Origin of the sequence: Paenarthrobacter sp. AMU7 (assembly GCF_041200195.1) — a bacterium.
Taxonomy (GTDB): domain Bacteria; phylum Actinomycetota; class Actinomycetes; order Actinomycetales; family Micrococcaceae; genus Arthrobacter.
The window spans coordinates 4,148,576-4,163,156 of the sequence record NZ_CP165735.1 but is presented as its reverse complement, the minus strand read 5'-3'; the positions used below and the strand labels follow the sequence as shown (position 1 = coordinate 4,163,156).

General features: G+C 63.6%; 14 protein-coding genes. 4 read left to right on the top strand and 10 right to left on the bottom strand.

The window, feature by feature from the left end; all coding sequences use genetic code 11:
• Positions 1 to 3: 3 nt before the first annotated feature.
• Together rhaI and ABQM86_RS19130 are read right to left on the bottom strand one after the other, a co-directional pair.
• Positions 4 to 1,170, bottom strand: coding sequence for an L-rhamnose isomerase (rhaI, locus tag ABQM86_RS19135; protein ID WP_207595206.1), 1,167 nt, complete (start codon positions 1,168 to 1,170; stop codon positions 4 to 6).
• The gene (locus ABQM86_RS19130; protein WP_207595205.1) at positions 1,167 to 1,568 is read right to left on the bottom strand and encodes an L-rhamnose mutarotase; all 402 of its coding nucleotides are present in this window, start codon (positions 1,566 to 1,568) and stop codon (positions 1,167 to 1,169) included. The genes rhaI and ABQM86_RS19130 overlap by 4 nt, the downstream gene beginning before the upstream one ends.
• A gap of 126 nt (positions 1,569 to 1,694) precedes the next feature.
• Here ABQM86_RS19130 and ABQM86_RS19125 point away from each other — a divergent pair, with 126 nt between their 5' ends.
• The gene (locus ABQM86_RS19125) at positions 1,695 to 2,711 is read left to right on the top strand and encodes a LacI family DNA-binding transcriptional regulator (RefSeq protein WP_207595204.1); all 1,017 of its coding nucleotides are present in this window, start codon (positions 1,695 to 1,697) and stop codon (positions 2,709 to 2,711) included.
• 61 nt (positions 2,712 to 2,772) lie between these two features.
• Here the strand turns inward: ABQM86_RS19125 and ABQM86_RS19120 are convergent, their stop codons facing one another.
• The 7 genes from ABQM86_RS19120 to xylA all read right to left on the bottom strand — a co-directional run bounded on the left by ABQM86_RS19120 (position 2,773) and on the right by xylA (position 11,595).
• On the bottom strand, positions 2,773 to 3,669 hold the full coding sequence (locus ABQM86_RS19120; protein WP_369745301.1) for an aldose 1-epimerase family protein: 897 nt from the start codon (positions 3,667 to 3,669) through the stop codon (positions 2,773 to 2,775).
• On the bottom strand, positions 3,666 to 5,201 hold the full coding sequence (araA, locus tag ABQM86_RS19115) for an L-arabinose isomerase (protein WP_369745299.1): 1,536 nt from the start codon (positions 5,199 to 5,201) through the stop codon (positions 3,666 to 3,668). The genes ABQM86_RS19120 and araA overlap by 4 nt, the downstream gene beginning before the upstream one ends.
• 54 nt (positions 5,202 to 5,255) lie before the next feature.
• Positions 5,256 to 5,963 (bottom strand): L-ribulose-5-phosphate 4-epimerase, encoded by a 708-nt coding sequence (locus ABQM86_RS19110; protein WP_207595201.1) that lies wholly within the window; start codon positions 5,961 to 5,963, stop codon positions 5,256 to 5,258.
• The gene (araB, locus tag ABQM86_RS19105; RefSeq protein ID WP_369745298.1) at positions 5,960 to 7,696 is read right to left on the bottom strand and encodes a ribulokinase; all 1,737 of its coding nucleotides are present in this window, start codon (positions 7,694 to 7,696) and stop codon (positions 5,960 to 5,962) included. Before araB ends, ABQM86_RS19110 begins: the two co-directional genes overlap by 4 nt.
• A 141-nt stretch (positions 7,697 to 7,837) precedes the next feature.
• Positions 7,838 to 8,821, bottom strand: a complete 984-nt coding sequence (locus ABQM86_RS19100; RefSeq protein WP_207597662.1) for a LacI family DNA-binding transcriptional regulator — start codon at positions 8,819 to 8,821, stop codon at positions 7,838 to 7,840.
• Between the two features lie 69 nt (positions 8,822 to 8,890).
• Positions 8,891 to 10,321 carry a xylulokinase gene (locus ABQM86_RS19095; protein WP_369745297.1) on the bottom strand — a complete coding sequence of 477 codons (1,431 nt, stop codon included), beginning with the start codon at positions 10,319 to 10,321 and terminating at the stop codon, positions 8,891 to 8,893.
• Between the two features lie 86 nt (positions 10,322 to 10,407).
• Positions 10,408 to 11,595, bottom strand: a complete 1,188-nt coding sequence (gene xylA, locus ABQM86_RS19090; RefSeq protein ID WP_280624077.1) for a xylose isomerase — start codon at positions 11,593 to 11,595, stop codon at positions 10,408 to 10,410.
• 142 nt (positions 11,596 to 11,737) lie between these two features.
• Between xylA and ABQM86_RS19085 the strand changes: the two genes are divergently transcribed.
• The 3 genes from ABQM86_RS19085 to ABQM86_RS19075 all read left to right on the top strand — a co-directional run bounded on the left by ABQM86_RS19085 (position 11,738) and on the right by ABQM86_RS19075 (position 14,365).
• Positions 11,738 to 12,943, top strand: a complete 1,206-nt coding sequence (locus tag ABQM86_RS19085; RefSeq protein WP_369745296.1) for an ROK family protein — start codon at positions 11,738 to 11,740, stop codon at positions 12,941 to 12,943.
• A gap of 117 nt (positions 12,944 to 13,060) precedes the next feature.
• Positions 13,061 to 14,137, top strand: coding sequence for a YihY/virulence factor BrkB family protein (locus ABQM86_RS19080; RefSeq protein WP_207595197.1), 1,077 nt, complete (start codon positions 13,061 to 13,063; stop codon positions 14,135 to 14,137).
• A gap of 18 nt (positions 14,138 to 14,155) precedes the next feature.
• Complete coding sequence (locus ABQM86_RS19075; protein WP_089596442.1) at positions 14,156 to 14,365, top strand: hypothetical protein; 210 nt, start codon at positions 14,156 to 14,158, stop codon at positions 14,363 to 14,365.
• A 9-nt stretch (positions 14,366 to 14,374) separates the two neighbouring features.
• Here the strand turns inward: ABQM86_RS19075 and ABQM86_RS19070 are convergent, their stop codons facing one another.
• Positions 14,375 to 14,548, bottom strand: coding sequence for a hypothetical protein (locus ABQM86_RS19070; RefSeq protein ID WP_207595196.1), 174 nt, complete (start codon positions 14,546 to 14,548; stop codon positions 14,375 to 14,377).
• Between the last annotated feature and the right edge of the window lie 33 nt (positions 14,549 to 14,581).

Genomic DNA, 14,581 nt, shown 5'->3' with positions numbered 1-14,581 from the left:
TGCTTATGCGCCCCATCCGGCTTGCTGGCCGCCTGCGCGGTCCTCGTTGATCTTCTTCTGGTATCCGCTGGCCTTGTAGGCGGCCATCGGGTCGGCGGGCAGGCCGCGGGACTCGCGCCACTCGGCCAAGGCCGGGCGGACATCCGTGTAGAAGGCATCGTTGAAGATGCCGTTGGCGGCCAGGACATCGCCGGCACGCTGGGCTTCGGAGAGCGCTGCGGTATCTACGAGCAACGCGCGGGCCGTCATTTCCTGGACGTTGAGCACCGAGCGGATCTGGCCCGGGATCTTCTCTTCAAGGTTGTGGCACTGGTCCAGCATCAGGGCGACACCGGAATCCTTGCCGAAACCGCCGCCACGGATGACCTCGTGCATGATGCGGAACAGCTGGAACGGATCAGCCGCGCCCACGATCAGGTCATCGTCGGCGTAGAAGCGGGAGTTGAAGTCGAACGAACCCAGCTTGCCCAGCCGCAGGAGCTGCATCACGATGAACTCGATGTTGGTGCCCGGGGCGTGGTGGCCGGTATCCAGGCAAACGAACGCCTTCTCACCCAGGGCGAGGGTCTGCGCGTACGAGGTACCCCAGTCCGGAACATCGGTGTGGTAAAAAGCGGGCTCGAAGAACTTGTACTCCAGAACCAGGCGCTGCTCGTCGCCGAGGCCTGCGTAGATCTCCTGGAGGGACTCCGCCAGTCGGTCCTGACGGCCACGGATATCGTCCTGGCCCGGGTAGTTGGTGCCGTCGGCCAGCCAGATCTTCAGATCCTGGGAACCGGTGGCGTGCATAATCTCAATGCATTCCAGGTGGTGATCGATGGCGCGGCGACGGACGGACTCGTTGGAGGAGGTCAGGGAGCCGAACTTGTACTCGTCATCCTGGAAAGTGTTGGAGTTGATAGTGCCCAGTCCAACGCCCAGCCCCGCAGCGTACTCACGCAGTGCTGCGTAGTCATCCACTTTGTCCCACGGAATGTGCAGGGCCACAGTGGGGGCCAGCCCGGTGAGCTCGTGGACCTTGGCGGCGTCGGCGATCTTTTCCTGGACGGTGCGTGGAGTACCCGGGGTGCCGAAGACCTTGAACCGGGTCCCGGAATTTCCGTAGGCCCAGGACGGCACTTCAATGGCCAGTTCTCCCAGACGGCCCAGGGCCGATTCTGTGGTGTTCATGCTTGTTCCTTTTGCTTGGCTGGGTCTTTGTCTATGTGTGTGGCACCGGGCGTATCTGTGACGATGCCCACGGCCGCAAGCTGGTCTTCGAGGTTGAAAACTTCTTCGACGATTTCAAAACCCTGGTCCGGCGGGACGTCGCTGTTCGCGAAGAGGGTTGCCATTTCCGCCTGCCAGCGGGCGTTGACCTTGGTGAGTGCCATGCGGGCCTGGGCTGCCTCGTAGTCTTCGCATTCCAAATAGCCGATGAGTTGGCCGTCCGGAGCGAGGAACAGCGAGTAGTTGTTCCACCCTGCTTCTTTCAGTGCGGACAGCATCTCCGGCCATACGGCGGCGTGGCGCTGCTTGTACTCGGTCATCAGTTCCGGCTGGACTGAAGAGCGGAAACAAACCCTCATGTGCGGTTCTCCAGGGTCACTCGTCTTTGAATCGTTTCATTTGTTACGATTCAAATTACCCTCGGAAACGGGAGGGTGTCAAGGCGTTTCCAGCACATTGACGTCAGCCAACGGAGATCGGAAAGCATGTCCCAGACAGCCAGCATCAAAGACGTTGCAACCCACGCCCAGGTAGCAGTGGGAACTGTTTCCAATGTGCTCAACTATCCGGATCGTGTGTCGCAACGAACCAAGGAACGTGTCCTCAAGTCCATCGCGGAACTGGGCTTTGTGCGCAATGACGCCGCCCGCCAGCTCCGCGCCGGGCAGAGCAGGACCATCGGCCTGATTGTGCTGGACGTGGGAAACCCCTTCTTCTCCTCGGTGGCCCGTGCCGCGGAAGATGCAGCTACGGCGCTTGGGAGTGTGGTGCTGGTGGGTGACAGCGGGCAGGACTCCTCCCGCGAAGCGCATTACATGGACCTTTTCCAGGAGCAGCGCGTCCAGGGCCTGCTCATCTCCCCCGTGGGTGATGTGCGGGAGCGCATCGACACCCTGCGCGAACGCGGCGTCCCCACTGTGTTGGTGGACGAACTTGCAGACACCGATCGTTGCAGCTCAGTGTCCGTGGATGACCAGGAAGGCGGGTATCTGGCCGCCAAGCACCTGTTGGAGCTGGGCCGTCGTCGTCTGGCTTTTGTTGGCACGCCCTCCATCCGCCAGGTGGCGAGCCGGCTCAAGGGCGCACAGCGTGCCGTGGCCGAGGTGCCGGGGGCCAGCGTTGAGGTGCTGGACTCCGCCGGGCAGACCGTCCTTGCAGGCCGACAGGTGGGTAACGGCCTGGTGGAACGCGCCCCGGAGCTTCGGCCTGAGGCGGTTTTCTGCTCCAACGACCTTCTGGCGCTCGGCGTCATGCAGTCGCTGACCATGTTGCGCACGGTGAAAATTCCCGAGGACATCGCGCTCATTGGTTACGACGACATCGACTTCGCCATCTCCGCAGTGGTGCCGCTGTCTTCCATCCGGCAGCCCACCGAGGCGCTGGGCCGGACGGCGATCGAGTTGCTCGCCGAGGAGCAGGACAACGGCGGGACCAAGCACCGGGCAGTGGTGTTCACTCCGGAATTGGTGGTTCGCCAAAGCACGGCCGGTTCACCCAACTGAGTCGCATTTAAGCGCATTCTGACCGCTCAAAAAGCGCCTAACTGCGACTTAGTTGGGGTAGCTACAGGGCGTACATGCTCCAGGACGCCTTGTGGGACGCGCCAGGTTCCAGTCGGATCAGGTCCGTGCCGCTGTTGAAGGCATCCGGAGGACAGGTCATGGGTTCCACGGCAAGGCCGATCCGGCCCGGGATCGGGTCCGGCTTGTCAGCCGTGTGGATCTGCAGCCACGGGCAGCTTTCGTCCCACGACATTCCGACGCCGGTGCCCGCCGGGTCCCGCACGGAAAGCCGCGCCAGCCCGCCGTCGAACGTTATTCCGGTGAAGGCGTGGTCGATTTCGGTGCTGCCGATGGCGCGCGCTGAACGGAAGTCGAAAGCGTGGCCGTCAACTGGCAGGACGCCAATGGGCAGGAGCCTGTCCGGGGTGACATCCAGGAAAGAGTCGGCTGAAAACTCGAGAAGCCACTCATCCAGCGGTGAGGAACCTGCCACCAAGTAAGGGTGCGGGCACACGCCGTAGGGAGCAGCGACGTCGGCGGCGTTGCGGGCTGTGACCGAGGTGTGAAGCCCGGCGTCGTCCAGCGTGTACTGCGCCCCAAGTTCCAGCACGAAGGGGTAGCCCGCCGTTGGCCCCACCGTGCACGTCAAGGTGAGCGAACCGGCGTCGGACTCTTTCAACGTCCAGTCGAGCGGGAAGGCGAGGCCGTGCAGCGCTGTTTCCCGCTCAGGTTCGTTGACCGGCAAGTGATGCTCGACGCCGTCGAAGCTGTACTTGCCGTCAGCAATCCTGTTGGGCCACGGCGCGGCTATGATGCCGCGGTAATCCGGGATGGGGCCGCCCTCAGGAAACGGGACCACGAGGTCCCGGCCTTCAAACTGCAGGATGCGCAGCGCGGCCGCGCGGGCGGTGACAACTGCCGTGTAACCGCCCGCGCTCAGCGTGAATTCAGTGCTCACAGGCCGCCGGCCAGCTTGTAGTATGCGGCGTTCCAATTGAGCTCTTTCTTGAACTGTTTAATGGTGGTGCTTTCGTCGATGGTGAGGAGTTCGGTCTTGGCAATTTCGGCGAAGTCCTCGAACACGTCCAGGCCCACCTGGGTGGACAATACCGTGTGGTGCGCCGCTCCGGCGGTGAGCCACGCGGCGGCCGAGGTGGAGAAGTTGGGTTTCGGCTTCCACAGCGCACGGGCCACCGGCAGGTTGGGCAGCGGCTGGTCGAGGTCGACAACGTCCACCACGTTGGCCACCAGGCGGAACCGATCACGCATGTCGGAGAGCGCAACCACGATGCCGGGACCGGCGTCGGTGTCGAACACCATGCGGACGGGGTCTTCCTTGCCGCCGATTCCCAGCGGGTGGATCTCAACGCGCGGCTTTGAGGCGGTCAGCGAAGGGCAGACCTCCAGCATGTGGGCGCCCAGGATCTTCTCGCTGCCCGGTTCCAGGTGGTATGTGTAGTCCTCCATGAGCGACGCGCCTCCGGGCAGGTCGCCACCCATGACCTTGGCGGCGCGTACCAGGATGGCGGTCTTCCAGTCGCCCTCGGCGCCGAAGCCGTAACCGTCGGCCATGAGGCGCTGGACGGCCATGCCGGGGAGTTGGCGCAGTTCGCCCAGGTCTTCGAAGGACGTGGTGAACGCTGCAGAACCGTTGGCTTCCAGGAAGCTGCGGAGGCCCAGTTCGATCTTGGCGCTGTACCGCAGCGACTCGTGGCGGTCGCCGCCGGTCTTCAGCTCGTCAGCCACCTCATAAAGGCGCTCGTACTCGGCAACCAAGGCGTCGACGTCGGACTCTGCGGCGCCGTGGACAGCCTCGGCGAGCTCGTTCACGGACCAGGTGTTCACCGAGACGCCGAAGCGCAGCTCGGCTTCGGTCTTGTCGCCCTCGGTGACCGCGACGTTGCGCATGTTGTCGCCGAATCGGGTCAGCTTCAGCGTGCGGACGGCGGCCCAGCCGGCCGAAGCGCGCTGCCAGGCCCCCACTTGGCGGGCAACCTCAGGATTGGAAACATGCCCGACGACGGTCTTCCGCGGCACGCCGAGGCGTGACTGGATGTATCCGAATTCCCGGTCGCCATGTGCTGCCTGGTTCAGGTTCATGAAGTCGAAATCGATGTCAGCCCAGGGGAGGTCCCTGTTGGCCTGCGTGTGCAGGTGCAGCAACGGCTTGCGGAGCGCGTCAAGGCCTTGGATCCACATCTTGGCCGGGCTGAACGTATGCATCCAGGCGGTCACACCGATCACGGAGTCGTTTGAGTTGGCTTCCAGGGCGGTGCGTCGTATGGAATCGGAATCGGTGAGGACCGGCTTCCAGACGAGCTTGACCGGGACATCGCTGCTGGCGTTCAGGGCGTTGGCAATCTCCTGCGACTGCGCTGCCACCTGCTTGAGGACATCCTCGCCGTAGAGGTGCTGGCTGCCGGTGAGGAACCAGACCTCGTACTGACCCAGGGACGTGGTGTTGGCGGATGTGGTGTTGGCGCTGGGCATTGTGGTGGCTCCTGGGTGCTCTTGGGTTTTCGAGGTGGCTTCTGGTTGACCGCGTCAGCGGCCGTAAACGTTCTGGTATCGGTCGTAAAGGGACTCGATCTTGGCCTGGTCGATGGGCAGTGGCTCACCGAGTTGACGCGAGATATGGACTGTCCGGGCCACTTCCTCACACATCACCGCTGCCTTAACGGCCTCGCGGGCGGTCTTGCCGATGGTGAACGGCCCATGGTTCTGCATCAGGACCGCGGGGGAGTTGGAGTTCTTGAGGGTTTCCACGATGCCTTGGCCGATGGAGTCGTCTCCGATCAACGCGAACGGCCCCACGGGAATGGATCCGCCGAATTCGTCGCCCATCATGGTCAGTACGCAGGGGATTTCTTCGCCGCGCGCAGCCCAGGCCGTGGCGTAGGTGGAGTGTGTGTGGACAACGCCGCCTACCTCTGGCATGTGCCTGTAGACGTAGGCGTGGGCAGCGGTGTCGGAGGACGGCGAGAGGTCCGGGTTGCCCCAGTCCACGGTTCCGGCACTTCCGGTGTTCATGCCCCGGACCGGGGTGCCATGGAGGTCCGTGACCACCATAAGCTCTGGCGTGAGGTCATCGTAGGAAACGCCCGATGGCTTGATGACCATGAGGTCGTGCCCGGGGATCCGGCCCGAGACATTGCCGGCCGTCCAGACCACCAGTTCGTAGCGGGTCAGTTCTGCATGCAGCTCGCAGACCTCCCTGCGAACTCGCGCAATGGATTCCAGGAGGGTGCTCATGCGGAGGCTCCTTCCAAAGTGCTGGCCTGGGCCGCTGGGCCATCGTGTGAGGAGCCCTGGATCGCGGCGCGTTGGATGGCTTTGAGGCGGTGCATGACGTTGTTGGTGCCGCGGCCGAAGTAGTCGTGCAGGGTTTTGTATTCCTGGAAGAGGACCTCGTAGGCCGCCACGTTTTCAGGGATGGGTGTGTAGACCGCGCCGGGAGCTGCTGCCATGGAGGCTGCAGCTTCGCGGATGTCTTTGTATTTCCCGGCTGCGACAGCTGCGTGGATCGCCGAGCCCAGCGCGGGACCTTGCTCGGAACCGATGGTGGAGAGCTGCAGGCCAGTGATGTCGGCGTAGACCTGCATCAGGAATGTGTTCTTCAAAAGCCCGCCGGCCACGATGAATTCCTTGACCGGAACACCCGAATCGCGGAACGCGTCCACGATGGTGCGGGTGCCAAAAGCGGTGGCTTCCAGCAACGCCCTGTAGGTGTCCTCAGGCTTGGTAGCCAAGGTCTGGCCCACCACCACGCCGGAGAGCTCGTGGTCCACCAGCACTGAGCGGTTGCCCGAATGCCAGTCCAACGCGATCAGGCCGTGCTCGCCGATCGCCTGCTTCTCCGCGAGTTCGGTCAGGTACTCGTGGATACCCAGCCCCTTGTCTGTGGCGGCCTGGTGGTACTCCGGCGGGACGCCGTTCTTGGTGAACCAACCGAAGATGTCGCCAACTCCGGACTGGCCTGCTTCGTAACCCCAGAGGCCGTCCACGATGCCGCCATCCACGACTCCGCACATGCCGGGGACTTCGCGCAACACGTCGCCGTTCATGACGTGGCACGTGGACGTTCCCATGATGGCTACGAGCTGTCCTGGTTCCACGGCGTTCGCGGCCGGGGCGCTGACGTGGGCGTCAACATTTCCCACGGCCACTGCGATCCCGGCCGGAAGCCCGGTCCAGCCGGCCGCTTCCTCGGTCAGATAACCTGCAGCGTCGCCCAAACGGCCGATGGTGTGTTCCAGCTTTTCGGACACGAACCCCTTGAACCCGGGGTTCAACGCTGCCAGGAAGTCTTCGGACGGGTACTTTCCATCCTGGTAGATGCCCTTGTAGCCGGCGGTGCAGGCGTTGCGGACATAGCTGCCGCAGAGCTGCCAGACGATCCAGTCCGCTGCCTCAACCCAGTGGTCCATGGCGCCGTAGACTTCGGGATCCTCTTCAAGGAGCTGCAGCCCCTTGGCAAACTCCCACTCCGAGGAGATCAGGCCGCCGTAGCGGGGAAGCCAGGACTCGCCGCGTTCTTCAGCGAGCTTGTTGATGCGGTCAGCCTGCGGCTGGGCTGCGTGGTGGCGCCACAGCTTCACGAAAGCGTGCGGCCGGTCAGCGAAGCGGTCCAGTTCGTTCAGCGGCGTGCCGTCCGCCGTCGTCGGAACCATGGTGCAGGCGGTGAAGTCGGTGGCGATGCCCACCACCTTGGCCGGATTGATTCCGGCGTCGGCGACGGCGGCCGGGACAGCATTGCGCAGGACGTCGCGGTAGTCGTTGGGGACCTGAAGCGCCCAATCGGCGGGGAGTCGTTGGCTGCTGCCGGGGAGGGTTTCCGTCACGACGGCGTGCGGATATTCGAACACGCCGCTGCCAAGTTCTGCCCCGTCCGATACACGGACGACGACGGCGCGCCCGGACAAAGTGCCATAGTCCACGCCAATGACGAACTGCTCGTCCAGCGGGAGGAATTCAGAGGTATTCATGGGGTCTCCATCCGGCTGGCCAGGGCCTCATTGCCGGGGGTCGGGGTGGAAAAGTGAAGAAGGTCTGATGTAATTGTTAGCGCTCACAACTTTGATGTCAAGAGCTGTCCCGTGGTTGGGTTCAGTAGCGGGACTCGTTCGTTAGCCGGCGAGCGGCGCCGTGGTGGCGCGGATGACCAGACGCGGTGTCACGGTGGCGGCTGAAACGGTGTCGCCGTTCTCCAAGCGGTCCAGCAGCAGGCCGATGCACCTCTGGCCCAGTTCCTCAAAGTCCTGAGCCACTGTTGTCAGCGGCGGGATGAAGTAGGCGGACTCGGGTTGGTCATCGAAGCCCACAACGCTGATGTCGCCGGGTACCTGTACGCCGGTCTCGTTGAAGGCGCGAAGGACGCCGAGGGCCATTTGGTCGTTGGCCACGAACAGTGCCGTCAGGGAACGGTCGGCGGCGATTTTCAGTCCTTCGCGGTAACCGCACTCAGCGCTCCAGTCGCCTTCGATCAAGGATCCCGGTTCACGTCCGGCCTCATTCAGTGCCTCGTGCCAGCCGTCGATACGGGCAGCGGCGTCAATCCAGTCGGCCGGCCCGGAAAGATGGCCGATCCTCTGGTGGCCTAGCTCAAGGAGGTGCTCGACGGCGAGCTTGGCGCCCTGCCGCTGGTCGACGGTGGCGCCGCTCAAGTGTTCGTCGCCGACTGAGCCTACGGCCACCAAGGGCACTGGAACGGTGATGTCCCTCAGGACATCGAAGGTGCCGGGGTGGGGCACGGTCACCACAATGCCGTCAACGCCCTGATCCATGAAGTGGGCGACGGCGTCCTTGATGGTCTCGGGCGTCACTTCGCGCAGGGCTGCGACACTGACGAAATAGCCCGCATCCCGTGCCGCCTGCTGGACGCCGAGGAGCGTGTGGGATGGACCGTATTGGGCCATCTCGCTGCCGAGGACTCCAATGGTTTGGGAGCGTCGGGTCACCAGGCTGCGTGCTGCCGTGTTTCGGCGATAACCCAGCTCCGTGATGGCTTGCTCAACGCGCTCGCGGGTCTTGGCACTCACGTTGGGGTGGTTGTTCAGCACCCGGGAAACGGTCTGGTGGGAAACCCCCGCCACGCGGGCAACGTCCTCCATGACAGGCGGACGGGCTGGTGCAGATTGATCTGAGCTCACCCTGTCACGATAGAGCACCGACAGCCACGATTACCTCATGGCCGCCGTGGCAGCGTACTGGCGATACCTGGTCAGGAAGGGGGCCGTCCCGCCGATTTCCCGGGGTTTCACGTCCACGCCATCCAATGGCCATTCAGGGAGCTGGCCCGTGAGGACGCCTGCCGCTTGGCGGGCAGCGCCGTCGGCGACATACTCGCCGGGCCGGGGTACGAATACCGGCAGTCCAAAGGCCGAAGCAGCCACCTGTTGGACGGCCTCTGACTGAGCGCCTCCACCCACCAGGATGATGCGCTGAGCGGAGACGCCCTGTGCCTGCAGCGCAGCCAACCCGTCCGCCAGTGAACACAGCACACCCTCCACGGCGGCCCGGGCCAGATTGGCCGGCGTGTAGTTGGAGACCGTGATGCCGTGGAGTGAGCCCGTTGCATTAGGCAGGTTGGGTGTCCGTTCACCTTCGAAGTACGGCACCAAAGTAAGCCCATCGGCGCCCTCGGGAGCGGAGAGGGCCAGGGTTCCCAGTTCCGCGAGAGACACCCCCAGGAGAGCAGCTGTGGCATCAAAGACCCGTGTTGCGTTGAGCGTGCAGGCGAGGGGAAGGAAGTTGCCCGTGGCGTCGGCGAAACCGGCAACCAGTCCACTGACGTCCTGCGCCGGAACGTCCGACACCGCGAACACGGTCCCGGAAGTTCCAATGGAGATAACAACGTCCCCGACGGCGGCGCTGACGCCCAGGCCTGCTGCGGCGTTGTCACCGGCTCCGGGTCCGATCAAAGCGCCGCCAGGCGTCTTGCCCGCAACGTCCAAAGGTCCGACCACTACAGGCAGGATGGGGACATGGCCGAGCGTGCTTTCGAGTACGTCGGGAAGATACTCGCCGTTGCTGGCCGAGAAGTAGCCCGTACCTGAAGCGTCGGACCGGTCGGTGCGCAGGAGTTCCAGCGATGCGGGTCCGTCTCCGGGACCGTGGCCGGCCAGCCGCCAGGACAGCCAATCGTGCGGCAGGCACGCCGCGGCAGCGCGCCGGGCGTTCTCTGGTTCGTTCCGGGCCAGCCAGCGGAGCTTGGTGGCGGTCAACGATGCCACCGGCACGGTTCCGGTGCTGGATGCCCAGTATTCTGCACCGGCAGTGGCGTCGCCATAACCGGCTTCGAGGACCAACTCCTCGGCGTCGGGCGCGGACCGGGTGTCGTTCCATAGGAGAGCTGGACGTACAACGTTTCCGGAATCGTCCAGGCACACCATCCCGTGCTGCTGGCCGCCCACGGAAACGGCGTCCACGTCGTCCAGTCCGCCTGCCTCCCTGATGGCTTCCTGGAGGGCTGTCCACCAATGATCGGGGTGGACTTCCGTGCCCTCTGGATGGGGCGCCCGGCCTTGGCGAACCAAGGCGCCGGTGGCAGAGTCCCGGATCACCACTTTGCACGACTGGGTGGAGCTGTCGATCCCGGCTACGAGAGGCATGCGTTTGTTCCTTCGGCGACCCGGCGCCGGGCCCTGCAAGGAGACCTTGCGGAGCCCGGCGACGGGACTGTGGTGGGTGGGGGGATTTAGCGCGCGCCGAGCAAGTGCTCGATGGCCAGCTGGTTGAGGCGGACGAAGGCGAACGAGCGCTCGGCGGCGTGATCGGCGTCGAACGTTTCGAAAGCACTGGCGTCAGCCAGCAGGTCAGCGGTGGTTTCTCCGGCGTTCAAGGTGGGCTGGCCCAACTCGAAGACACCAGAGGTGGCGAGGGCTTCCTGGACTTCCGGATCTGCACGGAAAGCGAGGGCGCGTTCCTTCAGCAGGAGGTACATGGACATGTTGGACTTGGCTGATTCCCAGACGCCGTCGTAACCGTCGGTGCGGGAAGGCTTGTAATCGAAGTGGCGGGGGCCGTCGTACCTGGGTCCGCCGTTGGGGAAGCCGTTCTCCAGCAGGTCCACCGTGAAGAAAGCGCTGGTGAGGTCGCCGTGGCCGAAAACCAGATCTTGGTCGTACTTAATGCCGCGCTGGCCGTTCAGGTCGATGTGGAAGAGTTTGCCTGCCCACAGGGCCTGGGCGATGCCGTGGGTGAAGTTCAGCCCCGCCATCTGCTCATGGCCGGTCTCGGGGTTGAGGCCCACAATGTCGCCGTGTTCCAGCTGGGCAATGAATGCCAGGCCGTGTCCAACGGTGGGGAGGAAGATGTCGCCGCGGGGTTCGTTCGGCTTCGGTTCCAGCGCAATCCGGAGCTCGTAGCCCTTTTCCTTGATGTAGCCGGCGGCGGTGTCCACGCCTTCCTTCATGCGGTCCAGTGCTGCCGACAGGTCCTTGGAACCGTCATATTCGCTGCCTTCGCGGCCGCCCCACATCACGAACGTTTCGGCGCCAAGCTCGGCGGCGAGGTCGATGTTGCGCAGGATCTTGCTCAGGGCGAAGCGGCGGATCGAACGATCGTTCGAGGTGAAGCCGCCATCCTTGAAGACGGGGTGGCTGAACAGGTTGGTGGTGACCATCGGCGTCTTCAAGCCGGTCTCAGCCAAAGCGGCCTTGAAGTTCTTGAGGATGAGGTCGCGCTCGGATGCGCTGGCATCAAAAGGAATCAGGTCATTGTCGTGGAAAGTGATGCCATATGCACCAAGTTCGCTGAGCTTGTGCACTGCTTCCACCGGGTCCAGGGCTGGGCGCGTGGCAACACCGAAGGGGTCGGCACCGGTCCAACCGACAGTCCAGAGGCCAAAGGTGAAGCGGTCCTGCGGGGTGGGCTGCGGGGTCATTTTGCTCCTTTGCAAAGCACTGGGGGAGGAGACGAAGAAAGGCGCTCCAATTAGTTTTCAATCTGAACTATATGGGGGATGATGGATCATGGTCAATGGAAGCCAGCAACAATTTTTCAGATCCGCAGGGAGTCCCACGCCAGTGAACGAGTCAGCAGCGCCCGGCCGCGTCGGCGATGTCCGCCGTCGAAATCTTTCGCTGGTCCTGGACTCCATTGCGCGGACCGGCGATGCGAAGCCCAGCCGCGCGCAGCTCGCGGCCGGCACGGGGCTCACCAAGGCGGCGGTCTCCAGCCTGGTGGCGGATCTGGTGGAATCGGGACTTGTATCTGAAGTGGGCCTGTACCGCGATGGCGAGCGGGGAAGGCCCGGCCAAGGGCTGGAACTCAGCTCACGCCGTGGCGTGGTGGGGATGGAAATCAACGTTGACTACCTGGCCGTGGGGCTGGTGGACCTGCGTGGCAATCTCCGCTTCCACACCACCGTTGAGTCACGGAACCGGGGGATGGCACCCCGGGAAGTCATGGAACGCCTGCGGGATCTGGTGTCCGAAGCAGTTGACACAGCGGCGGCCGAAAAGGTCGCCATCCTGGGTGGCGGACTGGCCGTCCCTGGCCTGGTGGATGAGCGGCGGAACATCGTTCTTTCCGCCCCGAATCTGCATTGGGAGAACGAGCACTTGGACCCGGGCTCGTTGCTCAAGGGCGCGCCGCTTGGCGTCCGGCTGTCCAATGAGGCCAACAGCGCCGCTCTTGGCGAGCTGTGGTACGGCAACGGCCCTGCCGACTTTCTCTATGTCTCCGGTGAAGTGGGTGTAGGTGGCGGTGTCATCATCGGCTCGGACCTGTACCTGGGGCCCGGAGGATCGGCGGGCGAACTGGGCCACATTGTGGTCCACCCGGAGGGGCCTGCGTGTTCCTGCGGTGGGGCGGGATGCCTTGAAACGTTCGCCGGCCAGGAGGCCATCTTCGAGGCGGCCGCCATTCCCGAAGGCTCCCTGGCCGAACGCACGGAACAGCTTCTCGCCGCTTTGGCCGCCCAGGATCCGAACGCACTGAAGGCAGTTCACGACGCCGGGCGGTACTTGGGGGTCGCGCTCGCCTCCTCAGCCCGTTTGATGGATATTGACGCCATAGTCCTCGGTGGGCACTTTGCGTTGCTGGGGGAGTGGCTGAGGCCGGCGTTGCTGGCCAGTTTGGATCGCTACGCGCCTGGGCTGCTGGACCCGAAAAACCTGACCGTGTCCGGCCTTGAACATTCCGGCACGCTCCTGGGCGCTGCCGGCCAAGTGATCCGGTCTGTGATTGAGTCGCCGTTCGAGTTCCTTTTGGCGAGCAAGCTGGCGTAGTCATGTCCGGGTTTGCCGGCGGTAATTCGGCGTGGGTTCTTCCGCATGATTCATCAGCATGCTTACTATTGATGGGTCAGTTGTTCGCGAAAACCCAACCCCACGGACGAGTGCCCCATGACTACACAAGACTCAGCTCACACCAGCACAGCCAAGGCTCACACCGCACCTTCCCCCGAAGACTCGCGCAAGCCTGACAGTCCCAATGACCTGGCCAAACCCACGTGGATGTACATCGCCAAGCGGACGCTCCGCGAGTTCAGCAAAGACCAGTGTCCGGACGCTGCAGCGGGCCTGACGTATTACGCAGTCCTTTCCCTGTTTCCAGCCCTTTTGGCGCTGGTTTCCCTGATCGGCATCTTCGGAGATGCCGGCAAGACGACGTCGTCATTGCTGGATATAGTCCAACAGTTCGCGCCGGGGCCCGGCGTTGACGCCATGCGCCAGCCGATCGAGGAACTGACGCAGTCCAACACGGCCGGGCTCGCGTTGGTTTTCGGTATTTTGGTGGCGCTCTGGTCCGCCTCGGGCTACACCACGGCGTTCAGCCGGGCCATGAACCGGGTCTATGAAGTGGACGAGGGTCGCGGCTTCATCAAGCTGCGGGGCACTATGCTCGCCGTTACCATCGTTGCGGTAGTTGGTGCGGCACTCGCAGCGGCCATGCTGGTCTTGAGCGGCCCCGTTGCAGAAGCCATAGGCGGAGCCATCGGTTTGTCGGAGACCTTCCTGACCGTCTGGAACATTGCCAAATGGCCGGTCCTCATTCTGGTAGTCATCGTCATTATTGCGGTGTTGTACTACTTCACTCCCAACGTCAAGCAGCCCAAGTTCCGGTGGATGAGCATGGGCTCCCTGATCGCCTTGGTGATCTTCGCCCTCGCGTCGCTGGGCTTCGGCTTCTACGTTGCCAACTTCAGCAACTACAACAAGACCTACGGCGCCTTGGCCGGCGTCATCATCATGCTGCTGTGGCTCTGGATCCTGAACATGTCCCTGTTGTTCGGTGCGGAGTTCGATGCCGAGATGGAACGCGGACGCCAGTTGCAAGGAGGCATTGAAGCTGAAGAAAGCATCCAGTTGCCGCCGCGCGATACCAAGAAGAGCGACAAGATGCAGGAGAAGGAAGACCAGGTCATCCGGGATGGCGAAGAAATCCGTGAAACCCACGGCGACGAACCGCAGAAGAAATAGCGCATTGGAGAATCAACGGTGAACGCTGACGGCAGGAACAAGAAGCTCAAAGCCATCCGGCATGGGGACAGCGTCCGGATCAGCGGTGAGGTTTTCCGGGTGGGCTCCGTGCAACCCCTCGAAGGATCGCGGAACATCAGCCTTGAACTGCAAGGGCCCGACGGCGGTTCGGTCACCTTCATCGGCCTGCCGGGGGCCAAGGTTCAGCTCGCTGCGCGGGCTTCCTGACCTGACAGCTCAGGCTTCCGCAGGGAAGCCTTGGTCGGCGTCGTCCCACCAGCCTTCCCAGGCGCTGGAGGTCAGGCGCTCGGTGGCGAAAACGGGGTAGTGCTCGGGGCTGGAATCGCCGGTGGGGCCGCTGTGGGTGCCGCTGGCATCGAGGAAAAAGTTAAGGGTCTTCAAGAGCATCATGGTGGTGTCCTTTCAGTGGCTTGGTGAACGCCT

What these genes read in the sequence shown, in the direction of transcription:
- ABQM86_RS19080 (WP_207595197.1), top strand. Translation starts at nt 13,061, where the DNA reads ATGACTACACAAGACTCAGCTCACACCAGCACAGCCAAGGCTCACACC.
- ABQM86_RS19125 (WP_207595204.1), top strand. Translation starts at nt 1,695, where the DNA reads ATGTCCCAGACAGCCAGCATCAAAGACGTTGCAACCCACGCCCAGGTA.
- ABQM86_RS19130 (WP_207595205.1), bottom strand. Translation starts at nt 1,568, where the DNA reads ATGAGGGTTTGTTTCCGCTCTTCAGTCCAGCCGGAACTGATGACCGAG.
- rhaI (WP_207595206.1), bottom strand. Translation starts at nt 1,170, where the DNA reads ATGAACACCACAGAATCGGCCCTGGGCCGTCTGGGAGAACTGGCCATT.
- ABQM86_RS19110 (WP_207595201.1), bottom strand. Translation starts at nt 5,963, where the DNA reads ATGAGCACCCTCCTGGAATCCATTGCGCGAGTTCGCAGGGAGGTCTGC.
- ABQM86_RS19100 (WP_207597662.1), bottom strand. Translation starts at nt 8,821, where the DNA reads ATGGAGGACGTTGCCCGCGTGGCGGGGGTTTCCCACCAGACCGTTTCC.
- ABQM86_RS19095 (WP_369745297.1), bottom strand. Translation starts at nt 10,321, where the DNA reads ATGCCTCTCGTAGCCGGGATCGACAGCTCCACCCAGTCGTGCAAAGTG.
- araA (WP_369745299.1), bottom strand. Translation starts at nt 5,201, where the DNA reads ATGCCCAGCGCCAACACCACATCCGCCAACACCACGTCCCTGGGTCAG.
- araB (WP_369745298.1), bottom strand. Translation starts at nt 7,696, where the DNA reads ATGAATACCTCTGAATTCCTCCCGCTGGACGAGCAGTTCGTCATTGGC.
- ABQM86_RS19070 (WP_207595196.1), bottom strand. Translation starts at nt 14,548, where the DNA reads ATGATGCTCTTGAAGACCCTTAACTTTTTCCTCGATGCCAGCGGCACC.
- xylA (WP_280624077.1), bottom strand. Translation starts at nt 11,595, where the DNA reads ATGACCCCGCAGCCCACCCCGCAGGACCGCTTCACCTTTGGCCTCTGG.